The following is a 12,329-nucleotide window of genomic DNA, read 5'->3' as shown; positions in this document are numbered from 1 at the left end:
GAAGAACGGTCGTCACTGCCCTTCCGCATAAGCGGGGTCTCTGAGTTTGAGCACGGTGCAGGCCTCTCCCGCCGCCGCTTCGGGTGCGTTCGGCGGCCGAACGATCAAGCCTTCGGACAGCGCGAAGACGCTGACCATCGACGAATCCTGCCGCGAGAACGGCTGTGCCAGAAGCAATCCGTCCGGCGCGACGGTGAGGCGGGCCCGGACATAATCCTGGCGGCGGTCGTTGGCGGGCAACGTTACGGCGAGCCGCGCGGTGGCCAGCCGCGTTCGCGGCGGCAGATGCGCGAGCTTGCGCGTCAGCGGCTCGAGGAAAAGCAGGGCGCAGACAAGGCTCGAAACCGGATTGCCGGGCAGGCCGAGGACGGACATCCCTGCGAGTTCGCCCACCATCAGCGGCTTTCCCGGCCGCATGGCGATGCGCCAGAAATCGAGCGTCATGCCGCAGCCGACCAGCGTCGACTGGACGAGATCGTGCTCGCCGACGGAGGCGCCGCCGAGGGTGACGAGCACGTCGGCCCCGGCGGATTGTGCCGCGGCAACGGCGGCGGCAATGGCGGCGCGATCGTCGGGGACGATGCCGAGGTCGAGGATATCGGCGCCGTTTTCGCGAGCGATCGCGGCCACGCCAAAGCTGTTCGATGCGATGATCTGATCGGCGCCGGGAATACTGCCCGGTGGCAACAGTTCGTCGCCTGTGGCGATGATCGCGATTTTCGGTCGCTGAAAGACCGGCAGGCTCTGATGATTCATGCTCGCCGCGAGCGTCAGACGGCCGGCATCGAGCACTTGCCCGGCGGCAAGCGCGATCTCGCCTTCCCGGAAATCCTGGCCCGCCAAGCGGATGTGGCGGCCTTTGGCCGGCGCAAACTGCGTGCGGATGCGCCCGTCCGGCAGGCGTTCAACGTCTTCCTGGATGATGACCGTGTCCGCACCGGCAGGCAACGGCGCGCCGGTGAAGATGCGTACGGCCTCGCCGCTCTTCACGTCGCCGCGAAATCCGCGCCCTGCGGCGGACTCGCCGACGACAATCAATTCCGCGCCGACTTCGGCGATATCGGCGTGGCGCACGGCGTAGCCGTCCATGGCGGAATTGTCGAACGGCGGATGCGTAAGTTGCGCGGCGACATCCTCGGCGAGCACCCGACCGAGGCAATCGTGAAGGGGCAGGCGTTCCGTCCGATGCGGCGGCCGTGCCTTGGTGACGACCCGGTTAAGAGCCTCCTCGACCGAAAGCAGCGACATCAGCGCTCCTCTTTCCGGCGGCGATAGTCGCCGGAGCGGCCGCCGGATTTGCTCACCAGCCGAATGCCGCCGATTTCCATCTCCCGATCAGCGGCCTTGGCCATGTCGTATATCGTCAGGCAGGCGACGCTGACGGCGGTCAACGCCTCCATCTCGACGCCCGTGCGGCCCGTGAGCTTCGCCATGGCTTCGATGCGCAACCCGGGAAGCGTGTCGTCCGGTGCAATGTCCACCGACACTTTCGTCAGCATCAGCGGATGGCAGAGCGGAATGAGATTGGACGTCTGTTTCGCCGCCATGACGCCGGCGAGCCGGGCCGTTCCGATCACGTCGCCCTTCTTGGCATTGCCTTCGAGGATCAGCGCCAGTGTCTCTGGCTTCATCCGGACGAAGCCTTCCGCAACGGCGATGCGCATCGTCTCCGCCTTGTCGCCGACATCGACCATGTTGGCTTCGCCGGCACGGTCGATGTGGGTGAGGGAGGGACCGCCCATCACTCTGCCGCCAGGACGCTGCCCGCGCCGGTCAACAGCGCGCGCGTCGCCGCTTCCACATCGTCCTGCCTCATCAGGCTTTCGCCGACCAGGAACGTCGTGATGCCGCTCTTTTCAAGCCGCCGGCAGTCCGCATGCGTGAAGATGCCGCTTTCGCCGACGAGCAGGCGGTCCGAGGGAACCATCGCCGCAAGCTGTTCAGAGACCGCTAGATCGACCTCGAATGTCCTGAGATTGCGATTGTTGATCCCGACGAGCGGCGAGGCCAACCGGAGCGCCCGCTCCATCTCGCCGGCATCATGCACTTCAACGAGGACGTCCATGCCGAGGGAAACGGCGGCTTCCTCGAGCCGCGATGCATCGTCGTCGCTGAGCGACGCCATGATCAGCAGGATGCAATCGGCGCCCCAGGCACGGGCTTCGAAGACCTGGTAGCTGTCGAACATGAAGTCCTTGCGCAGCGCCGGAAGCGGGCAGGCTTCGCGGGCTGCCGTCAGGAATTCCGGCGCGCCCTGGAAACTCGGGTTGTCGGTGAGCACGGAGAGGCAGGCGGCACCGCCCGCGGCGTAGGCTTGCGCAAGCGCCGGCGGATCGAAGTCCGGCCGGATCAGGCCCTTCGACGGGCTCGCCTTCTTGATCTCGGCGATGAGTCCGAACGCGCCCTTCTCGCGGCGCGCGGCAAGTGCGGCATGGAAGCCGCGCGGCGGCGACTGATCGGTAATCCGCGCTTTCAGCTCATCGAGCGGAACACGTGACTTCGCCGCGGCAATCTCGTCGCGCTTGTAAGCCTCGATCTTGCGCAGAATATCGGTCATGTCCTCTCCTCAGGCCGCATTGGAGACGGTGATCAGCCGCTGCAAGGCGGTCTTGGCGGCACCGCTCGACAGCGACTGCCGGGCGAGCGCCATACCTTCCACGAGGTCCTTGGCGCGCCCCGCTATCATCAACGAAGCCGCGGCATTCGCAAGGGAAATGTCCCGATAGGGGTTCTCGGCGCCATCGAGCACGGCCTTGAGCGCCGCGGCATTGTGCGCGCCGTCGCCACCCTTCAAGGCGTCGAGCGTGACCGGCTCGACGCCGAAATCGGCGGGCGTCAACTCGAAGCTGGTGATCTTGCCGTCCTTGAGCGCCGCGACCTTGGTCACTCCGGTCGTGGTGATCTCGTCGAGCCCTTCGCCATGGACGACCCAGACGCTTTCGGAACCGAGATCACGCAGCACCTCCGCGAGCGGATCGACCCATTGGGGCGCAAAGACGCCGACGAGCTGCCGTTTGACGCCGGCGGGATTGGACAGCGGACCGAGCAGATTGAAGATCGTCCTGGTTCCAAGCTCGACGCGCGTCGGGCCGACATGGCGCATCGCCGAGTGATGCTGCTGGGCGAACATGAACCCGATGCCCGCCTCGTTGATGCAGCGCGAGATCGCCTCCGGCCCGATCTCGAGATTGACCCCGAGGCAGGAGAGCGCATCGGCGGTCCCGGATTTGGAACTCAGCGCCCGGTTGCCGTGCTTGGCGACCGGCACGCCGGCGCCCGCGACGATCAGCGAAGCAAGCGTCGAGATATTGTAGGTGCCGGCGCCGTCGCCGCCGGTGCCGACGATATCGACCGCGTCCTCGGGCGCTTCCACCGGCAACATGCGGGCCCGCATCGCGCCGACGGCGCCGACGATTTCGTCGACGGTCTCGCCGCGTACCCGCAGCGCCATCAGGAAGCCGCCGATCTGCGACGGCGTTGCCGCTCCGGACATGATGATTTCGAAAGCGGCGCGGGCATCTTCGCGGCTGAGCGCCTCTCGTGCGGCGACCTTGGCGACGAACGGTTTCAGATCGGTCATGCCTTCGTTCCTCCGTCCGTCATCGTTGCGCCAATGCCGTCTCGGCAAGCGTCTGGTTGATCGATACGCCATAAGCCGTCTGCAGCGTGGAGACCATCTGGTCGAGGATGTCGTCGCCGCTCGCCCGCGCAATGGCCTCGATCTGCCGACTGTCGTCGTCGAGCGCGTTGGCGGGCGCGTCGTCGTCGACGGCCGTCACCTGCATTAGGATCTGACCTTCACCGCCGATGCCCGGCGCATTGGCAACATGGCCGTTCGGGCCGCCGAAGGCGGCCGCGACGGCGGCCGGGCTGAGCGCCGCGTCTTCGGTCGAGCGGCTCAAGCCGACCTTGGTTTCGACGGCAAGGCCGAGTTCGCTCGCGATGTCGGCGATCTTGGCGCCTTTCTCGATGCGTTCCTTGAGCTCTTTCGCCTTCGCGGCGAGCGCGGTGCGCTGCTGCTCGGCGGTCCAGTCGGCAGCCACCTCGTCGCGCACCTCGTCGAGCGTGCGATCTCGCGCCGGGATGACCTCGTCGAGGTCGAACCAGGCGTAACCGTCGCGTCCGATGTTGACGGCAAGCGTGTCGAGGCCGACCTCGGCCTTGAAGACCTCCTGCAAGAGCGTGCGCGGTTCGGGGAGGCCCTTCACTTCGTCTCCGTTCTGGTCTTTGCCGGTTGCATCGACCGCATCGACGGTGACGAGATTCAGCTTGAGCTGCTCCGCGATCTCCTTGACGGGCGTGCCGGCGGCGCGTTCGTCCTCGATCTTGTCGTGCAGACCGGTAAGCGTGTCCTGCGCGATCGAAAGGGCGATTTCCTTGCGCAGCTCCTCCTTGACCTCCTCGAAGCTGCGGGTGCTCTCCGGGCGGATATTGGTGACGCGCAGGATGACCGGTCCGAAAGCACCCTCGACGACCGGGGTGGTACCGCCGTTCGTCGTTACCGCGAAGGCGGCATCGGCGATCTTGGCGTCGGGCATCCGCTCCCTGGTGAAGTCGCCGAGCAGCACGTCCGCCGGCGCTTTGCCCTCGGCCTTGACGAGATCGTCGAAAGAGGTGCCGGCGGCAAGCTTGGCCGCCGCGGCATCGGCCGCTTCACGCGAGGGGAAAGCGAGTTGCTCGACGGTTCTGGATGCGGCGGTGCGATAGCTTTCCTTGCGCTTCTCGTAGTCCGCGCGAAGCTCTTCCTCGGAGACGGACGCGGTCGCGGCCAGGTCTTCCGGCTCCAGCTTGATATAGCTGAACTTGCGATATTCGGGAGCGCGATAGTTCGCCTTCCGGCTTTCGAACCAGGGGGCGAGCACGTCGTCGCCCGGAGCCTTGACGGCGTCGATATTGGCGTTCGAGAGCATGAGGTAGTCGATCGTGCGCGTCTCATGTCGATACTTGCCGATCGCCTCGACGAGGGCCTTTGGAGGCGTATAGCCATCCGACAGCGCGTCGACGATCTGCGAGCGCACCGCCACCTGGCTGCGATTGTTGATGTAGTCCTGTTCGGTCAGTCCGGCATTGCGCAAGACGCTCGAGAACGTCATCCGGTCGAACTGGCCGTTGACGCCGTGGAAGGCGGGGTCCTCGCCGATGAGCCGGGCGAGCCGGTCTTCGGAGAGACCGAGGTTCATGTCGTTGGCGAGCTGGTCCAGTGCCGCGCCGACGACGAGCTGGGCGAAAACCTGGTTTTCAACGCCGAAGGCGCGGGCCTGCTGCCGTGTCAGCGGCGTGCCGAGCTGCCGCGACAGCAGGCTCACCTGGCGCTCATAGGCCAGCCGGAAATCGCTCGCCGACACCTTGACGTCGCCGACGGTCACCACCGCGTTGGGCCCACTCTGAACCATCAGCGTCTGGCCGCCCCACACCATGAATGAGACGATGAGAATGGCCATGAGGCCTTTGACGACGCGGGTCTGGGCGGCGTTTCTCAGGGAGTCGAGCATGGGGGCAGAAACCTCGTTGCAATGCGGTGGCGTGACGCCAAATGAATTCGTTCCTTAAAACAATCCACACAGGAATTGAAGGCCGCATTGCTGCAAATTCCGACCGGATCCGTTTCGGTTCCCGCGAGGGCGAGGCGTGACCGCCTGATCTCTTCCTCAAGGCGTCGCGGCGGCAGGCGAGCGGAGCGACTGCGACGGGACGCGAACGGCAATGTATATGTCGGATTCGTTAGCCGGCAATTGAATATCCTGTGTCAAATTACGAGTCTGGAGTACGTCTTTCTATGGCAAACGAGAGTGATTCGTGTCTTCGATAGATGTGTGAAAGACGTTGAAATCCGCCGGCCATTACGGGAATCCGTGCCATGCAGTCCACCATCGTGATGGTCAATCTCTTCGGCGCTGTCGCGTTGCTCCTGTTCGGCCTGTCGCTCGTCAAGGACGGGGTGACGCGCGCGTTCGGTTCGCGGCTGCGCGCCGGCCTCGCGCGGGGGACGAGCGGTTCGGTCAGGGCCTTTGCCACCGGGCTCGTCGCGACGCTCGCCCTGCAGAGTTCGACCGCCACCGCCCTGATGACGGCCTCCTTTGTCGAGAAGGAGCTGATACGCTCGCAAATGGCGCAGATCGTCCTGCTCGGCGCCAATGTGGGTACCGCCGTGACGGCCTGGATCGTCGCGCTCGGCATCGGCTGGCTATCGCCGCTCATCATCCTCGCCGGCGTCGCCACGCACCGTCTCGGCCGGTCGAGTGCGCGCCAGGGGGCGGGCTCTGCCCTCGTCGGCATCGGCTTGATGCTGCTGTCGCTCGACCTGCTCGGCACGGCCACGGAACCGATGCGCGAATCTGAGGCGCTGGCGGCATTTCTCGGCATGCTCGACAATGCCTGGCCCGTCGCCATGATCATGTCGGCCGGCCTTGCCTTCGCCTCGTCGTCCAGTCTCGCGATCGTCATGCTGGTGCTTTCGCTGTCTTCCGCAGGCGTGTTGTCGGCCGGGCTGACGGTGGCGCTGGTGCTCGGCGCCAATCTCGGCGGAGCCATTCCGCCGGTCATCACGACGTTCGGCTCGGCGCCCGCTGCCCGGCGCGTCACGCTCGGCAACCTGGTGGTGCGTGGCATCGGCTGCATGATCGCGCTGCCTGCCGTCGGTCTCAGCGCCGACGTGCTCCAGAGCCTGCCCTTGCCGCGGCAGAACCTGCCGGTCGACGTCCACCTCCTTTTCAACCTGGTTGTCGCGATCGTCGCCTGGCCCTTCGCCGGAGCGCTTGCCCGCATGATGAGCCGCTTCATCCCCGACGAGGAGGGCGCAGAGACCGGTCCGCGCTATCTCGACGAGGCCGCGCTCGACACGCCGGTGATGGCCCTTTCCGGTGCGACGCGCGAGGTGCTGAGGGTGGGCGACGTCATCGAGGCGATGCTGGCGCGCGCATCGAGCGCCTTCGGCAAGAACGACCTGAGTGAACTGAGCGACATCGGCAAGATGGAGCGGCAGGTCGATCTGCTGCAGCAGGAGGTGAAGATTTTCCTGTCACGGCTGGGGCGCGACGGTTTGAACGAGGAGGACGGGCGGCGTTCGATCGTGATCATCGACTACGCAATCAACCTCGAGCATATGGGCGACATCATCGAAAAGGGTCTCTGCGAGCAGATCGCCAAGAAAGTGAGCGGCGGCTTGCGTTTCTCGGAGGAGGGCTATCAGGAACTGAAGAGCCTTTTCGGTCTCACCATCGACAACCTGCGCATCGCCCAGACCATCTTCGTCACGCGCAATGCCGACCTGGCGCGCCATCTGATCGAGGTGAAGGTGGACGTGCGCCATATGGAAAAGCGTTCGGCGGAGCGACACCTCGAGCGTCTTCGTGACGGCCTGCTCGAAAGCCTGCAGACGAGTTCGCTGCACCTCGACATGCTGCGGGACTTGAAGCGCATCAATGCGCATATCGCCTCTGTTGCCTATCCTATCCTGGAAGAGAGCGGGCTGCTCACGGAAAGCCGGTTGCGGCCGCCGGGGTGATCATACGGCGCCGCGTCTTACCGGACGCGCAAAGGTCGCTGTAGCGACTTTGAATTGCTGCGTGTCTTTCTCTTTAAATCGAGGTCGATTCAAGAAAACATGCAGTAGCTTGCGGCCGCGTTTAAACCGGGGTAACGCGACGTGATTGTGCGAATTATGCTTCTCGCAATATGTTGCTGATAGGAACGCGTCGCGATGGGGCATCGTGCCCGAGACGCCGCGCCGGTGACGTTGATCCGGAGAGAGAATACCAAGGAGACTGAAGTATGGAACGGACTTGCCTGGCGATCATCCTGGCGGCTGGCGAGAGCACGCGAATGAAATCGGCCATGTCGAAGGTGCTGCATCCCGTGGCGGGACGGCCGATGATCGCCCATGTCGTCGAGGCTCTGGAGAGCGCGTCGATTTCGGAGGTGGCGCTGGTTGTCGGTCGTGATGCGGACGCGGTCTCGGCAGCGGCGAAGACGGGCAAGGTCACCGTCGCCTCGTTCTTCCAGAAGGAACGGCTGGGCACTGCGCACGCGGTGCTTGCGGCGCGTGAGGCGATCGCCAGGGGCTATGACGATATCCTCGTCGTCTTCGGCGACACGCCGCTCATCACCGCCGCCCCTCTTAAGGCCGCCCGCGACGGGTTGGCCGCGGGCAACGATGTGGTCGTCATCGGCTTCCGGACGGCGGACCCGACCGGCTACGGGCGGCTAATCGTCGAGGACGGCACGCTGCTCGCCATCCGCGAGCACAAGGACGCTTCCGAGGAGGAGCGCCGCATCAGCTACTGCAACGGCGGGCTGATGGCGATCAACGGCCGCAAGGCGCTCGATCTCCTCGACCGCATCGGCAATGCCAATGCCAAGGGCGAGTATTACCTCACCGATCTCGTCGAGATCGTTCGCGGCCTCGGTGGCCGTGCAATCGCCGTCGAGGCTCTTGAGGAGGAGCTGACGGGCTGCAACACCCGCGCCGAGCTTGCCTATATCGAGCGTCTCTGGCAGCAGCGCCGCCGGCACGAACTGATGCTATCCGGCGTATCGATGATCGCGCCGGAGACGGTCTTCCTTGCCTGGGATACCGAGCTCGCGCAGGACGTCCTCGTGGAGCCGAACGTCGTCTTCGGTCCGGGGGTGCGCGTCGAGAGTGGTGCGGTCATTCACGCCTTCTCCCATGTCGAGGGGGCGCATGTGGGGGCGGGCGCGACCGTCGGGCCTTTCGCGCGCCTGCGGCCCGGAGCCGATCTCGGAGCGAAATCGAAGGTCGGCAATTTCTGCGAGGTCAAGAAGGCGGAGATCGGGGCCGGCGCCAAGGTCAACCATCTGACCTATATCGGCGACGCCTTCGTCGGAGCCGGATCGAACATCGGCGCCGGCACCATCACCTGCAACTATGACGGCGTGAACAAGCACGTGACGCGCATCGGTGAGAATACCTTCGTAGGCTCGAACTCGTCGCTCGTCGCGCCGGTGACGATCGGCGACGGGGCCCTCGTCGCCTCCGGCAGCGTCATTACGCAGGATGTGCCGGCGGATGCGGTCGCCTTCGGCCGCGCCCGCCAGGAGGTCAAGCGGGGCAGGGCGCCGGTATTGCGGGAGCGCTACGAAGCCGAGAAGGCAGCGAGGAAGAAGGTCAAGGTAGCCGAATAGTCTCGTTAAATATTGAAACTGAATGTGAGATCGCAGCGGATTGCCTCGCGCGGCAATTCCGCTACCAAGGCTTTCGAAACGGCGACAGGGTCGCCGCATAGAAGCTTGAACGCCGCAACGGCGTGAAAAGGACGCGGAGAGGGATATGTGCGGAATTGTTGGCATCGTCGGTCACCAGCCGGTGTCGGAGCGGCTGGTCGATGCGTTGAAGCGCCTGGAGTATCGCGGCTATGATTCGGCCGGGGTCGCGACGATCCATGACGGCGCCTTGGATCGCCGGCGCGCCGAGGGCAAGCTTTTCAACCTCGAGGCGAGACTCAAGGAAGAGCCGCTGGCCGGCACCATCGGCATCGCCCACACGCGCTGGGCAACGCACGGCGCGCCGACGGAGCGCAACGCGCACCCGCATTTCACCGATGGCATCGCGGTCGTACACAACGGCATCATCGAGAACTTCGCCGAGGTCAAGGACGAACTGAGCGCGGCCGGTGCCGCGTTCCAGACCGAGACCGACACCGAAGTCGTCGCCCAGCTCTTGGCAAAGTACCGCCGCGACGGCATGGGGCGACGCGAGGCGATGCATGCTATGCTGAGGCGGGTGAGGGGCGCCTATGCGCTCGCGGTTCTCTTCGAGGACGATCCGTCGACCATCATGGCGGCGCGCAACGGGCCGCCGCTCGCGATCGGCCACGGCAACGGCGAGATGTTCCTCGGATCGGACGCGATCGCCCTTGCCCCGTTCACCAACGACATCACCTATCTGAACGACGGCGACTGGGCGGTCGTCGGCAAGACCGGCGCGCATATCTTCGATATCGACGGCAATGTCGTCACGCGGCCGCGGCACGTTTCGACGGCTGCAGCCTATATGGTCGACAAGGGCAACCATCGGCACTTCATGGAGAAGGAGATCTACGAGCAGCCGGAGGTCATTGCCCACGCCCTCGGCCACTACGTCAATTTCATCCAGAATCGGGTGACGCCGCTTGGCGACGGCATCGACTTTGCCAAGGTCCCGAGCCTGGCGATCTCCGCCTGCGGCACCGCCTATCTCGCCGGGCTGATCGGCAAATACTGGTTCGAACGCTATGCCCGGCTGCCGGTCGAGATCGACGTCGCCTCCGAGTTCCGCTACCGCGAGATCCCGCTGTCGCCGCAATCGGCCGCCCTCTTCATCTCGCAATCGGGCGAGACGGCCGACACGCTGGCATCGCTCAGGTACTGCAAGGAACACGGGCTAAAGATCGGCGCCGTCGTCAATGCCCGCGAATCGACGATTGCGCGGGAGTCCGATGCCGTCTTCCCGATCCTGGCGGGGCCGGAGATCGGTGTCGCCTCGACCAAGGCCTTCACCTGCCAGCTCGCTGTGCTTGCGGCGCTCGCGATCGGCGCCGGCAGGGCGCGCGGAACGGTGAGCGAGGAGGAGGAGCAGGCACTCGTTCACAGCCTCGCCGAGATGCCGCGCATCATGGGTGAGGTGTTGAACAGCATCCAGCCGAAGATCGAGCACCTCTCGCGCGAGCTGTCGAAGTGCCGCGACGTTCTCTATCTCGGCCGTGGCACCAGTTTCCCGCTGGCGATGGAAGGCGCGCTGAAGCTCAAGGAGATTTCCTATATCCACGCCGAGGGCTACGCCGCCGGCGAGCTGAAGCACGGTCCGATCGCGCTGATCGACGAGAACATGCCGGTCATCGTCATCGCGCCGCACGACCGCTTCTTCGACAAGACGGTCTCGAACATGCAGGAAGTGGCGGCCCGCGGCGGCCGGATCATCCTCATCACCGATGCACGGGGGGCTGCCGTCTCGACGCTCGATACGATGCACACGATCGTGCTGCCGGAGGTCGACGAGATCATCGCTCCGATGATCTTCTCCCTGCCGGTTCAGCTTCTCGCCTATCATACGGCCGTCTTCATGGGCACGGACGTGGACCAGCCGCGCAACCTGGCTAAGTCGGTGACCGTCGAATGATCATACGGCCGGAGCGCATGGGTGATCACGACGTCATCCGCGACGTGACGGCGGCGGCATTCGCCGGCCATCCGCACAGCGACCAGACCGAGCCGCTGATCATCGAGCGGTTGCGTGACGCCCACGCCCTGGCCCTGTCGCTGGTGGCAGAGGAAGAGGGCGTGGTGATTGGCCACGTCGCCTTCTCGCCGGTCACGATCACGCCCGTTGCCGCCGGCTGGTACGGGCTCGGTCCCGTTTCCGTGCGGCCGGACAGGCAGGGGCGCGGCGCGGGCAGCGCCCTCATCCGTGAGGGTCTTGATAGGCTGCGGGAAATGGGCGCCGCCGGCTGCGTCGTCCTCGGCGATCCGGGCTTCTACCGAAGGTTCGGATTCGCCGGTGATCCAGCCCTTGTCTTTCCGGGTTGTGCGCCGCAATATTTCATGTTTCTAGGCTTGTCGGAAACACGGGTTTCCGGCACTGTCAGCTATCATCCGGCCTTCGGGCCGGTTTGACGGAGTCGGTGGCAACGGCATGACGGACGGTTCCAAAAGCGGCATCATCGCAGCCCGGCTGCGCAATTACTTTCTCACGGGACTGATCATCTGCGCGCCCGTGGCCATCACGGTCTGGCTGGTCCGCTCCTTCATCGAATGGGCGGACAGCTGGGTGAAGCCCTACCTGCCGAGCTTCTACAACCCGGACAACTATCTGCCGGTGGCAATCCCCGGCTTCGGTCTCCTCGTCGCCATCGTCGTCATCACCCTCGTCGGTTTCATGACCGCGAACCTGGTCGGCCGGTCGATCGTCAATTTCGGCGAGTCGCTCCTCAACCGGATGCCGCTCGTCCGCACCATCTACAAGTCCCTGAAGCAGATTTTTCAAACGGTGCTCCAGGACCAGTCCTCCTCCTTCAAGAAGGCCGGTCTGATCGAATATCCGAGCCCGGGGCTCTGGTCGCTGGTCTTCATCGCCACCGACGCGAAGGGGGAGATCGCCGCCAAGTTCAACGAGCGCGGCATGGACATGGTCGCGGTATTTCTGCCGCCGACGCCGCTTCCGACCGCCGGTTACCTCCTGTTCGTGCCGCGCGAGAAGATCATCCCGTTGCAGATGAGCGCCGAGGATGCTGCCAAGCTCCTGATCTCCGGCGGTCTCGTCGCGCCGGATCACAAGCCGCTCGCCAATGCGCCACGGCCGATCGCGCAGCAAGAGACAGCCTGACGTGCGCCCGCGC

10 protein-coding genes are annotated in these 12,329 nt (G+C 65.0%); 5 read left to right on the top strand and 5 right to left on the bottom strand.

Translation table 11 applies throughout. The features are described 5' to 3' along the window. Positions 1–12: 12 nt before the first annotated feature. Genes ATB98_RS12545 through ATB98_RS12525 form a run of 5 tightly spaced genes read right to left on the bottom strand, consistent with a single transcriptional unit; the run spans position 13 to position 5,492 of the window. Positions 13–1,248, bottom strand: coding sequence for a molybdopterin molybdotransferase MoeA (locus ATB98_RS12545; RefSeq protein WP_066874064.1), 1,236 nt, complete (start codon positions 1,246–1,248; stop codon positions 13–15). After that, positions 1,248–1,742: a cyclic pyranopterin monophosphate synthase MoaC gene (moaC, locus tag ATB98_RS12540; protein ID WP_066874061.1), complete on the bottom strand. Its 495-nt coding sequence runs from the start codon at positions 1,740–1,742 to the stop codon at positions 1,248–1,250. The genes ATB98_RS12545 and moaC overlap by 1 nt, the downstream gene beginning before the upstream one ends. Further along, positions 1,742–2,557, bottom strand: a complete 816-nt coding sequence (gene trpC, locus ATB98_RS12535; RefSeq protein WP_066874059.1) for an indole-3-glycerol phosphate synthase TrpC — start codon at positions 2,555–2,557, stop codon at positions 1,742–1,744. The genes moaC and trpC overlap by 1 nt, the downstream gene beginning before the upstream one ends. A gap of 9 nt (positions 2,558–2,566) precedes the next feature. Then, positions 2,567–3,580: an anthranilate phosphoribosyltransferase gene (trpD, locus tag ATB98_RS12530; protein ID WP_066874058.1), complete on the bottom strand. Its 1,014-nt coding sequence runs from the start codon at positions 3,578–3,580 to the stop codon at positions 2,567–2,569. 19 nt (positions 3,581–3,599) lie between these two features. Further along, complete coding sequence (locus tag ATB98_RS12525) at positions 3,600–5,492, bottom strand: peptidylprolyl isomerase (RefSeq protein WP_066874056.1); 1,893 nt, start codon at positions 5,490–5,492, stop codon at positions 3,600–3,602. A gap of 365 nt (positions 5,493–5,857) precedes the next feature. Here ATB98_RS12525 and ATB98_RS12520 point away from each other — a divergent pair, with 365 nt between their 5' ends. The 5 genes from ATB98_RS12520 to ATB98_RS12500 all read left to right on the top strand — a co-directional run bounded on the left by ATB98_RS12520 (position 5,858) and on the right by ATB98_RS12500 (position 12,316). Beyond that, positions 5,858–7,504 carry a Na/Pi cotransporter family protein gene (locus ATB98_RS12520; protein ID WP_066874054.1) on the top strand — a complete coding sequence of 549 codons (1,647 nt, stop codon included), beginning with the start codon at positions 5,858–5,860 and terminating at the stop codon, positions 7,502–7,504. A gap of 266 nt (positions 7,505–7,770) precedes the next feature. Beyond that, on the top strand, positions 7,771–9,141 hold the full coding sequence (glmU, locus tag ATB98_RS12515; protein WP_066874052.1) for a bifunctional UDP-N-acetylglucosamine diphosphorylase/glucosamine-1-phosphate N-acetyltransferase GlmU: 1,371 nt from the start codon (positions 7,771–7,773) through the stop codon (positions 9,139–9,141). A 145-nt stretch (positions 9,142–9,286) separates the two neighbouring features. Then, positions 9,287–11,113: a glutamine--fructose-6-phosphate transaminase (isomerizing) gene (glmS, locus tag ATB98_RS12510; RefSeq protein ID WP_066874050.1), complete on the top strand. Its 1,827-nt coding sequence runs from the start codon at positions 9,287–9,289 to the stop codon at positions 11,111–11,113. Next, positions 11,110–11,607 carry a GNAT family N-acetyltransferase gene (locus ATB98_RS12505; RefSeq protein WP_066874048.1) on the top strand — a complete coding sequence of 166 codons (498 nt, stop codon included), beginning with the start codon at positions 11,110–11,112 and terminating at the stop codon, positions 11,605–11,607. The genes glmS and ATB98_RS12505 overlap by 4 nt, the downstream gene beginning before the upstream one ends. Before the next feature lie 19 nt (positions 11,608–11,626). Further along, positions 11,627–12,316: a DUF502 domain-containing protein gene (locus ATB98_RS12500; protein WP_066874046.1), complete on the top strand. Its 690-nt coding sequence runs from the start codon at positions 11,627–11,629 to the stop codon at positions 12,314–12,316. Positions 12,317–12,329 lie beyond the last annotated feature (13 nt).

The sequence above is a fragment of the Sinorhizobium saheli genome, assembly GCF_001651875.1.
GTDB lineage: Bacteria > Pseudomonadota > Alphaproteobacteria > Rhizobiales > Rhizobiaceae > Sinorhizobium > Sinorhizobium saheli.
The sequence above is the reverse complement of the archived record's forward strand: the minus strand, read 5'-3'. Positions and strand labels throughout refer to the sequence as shown.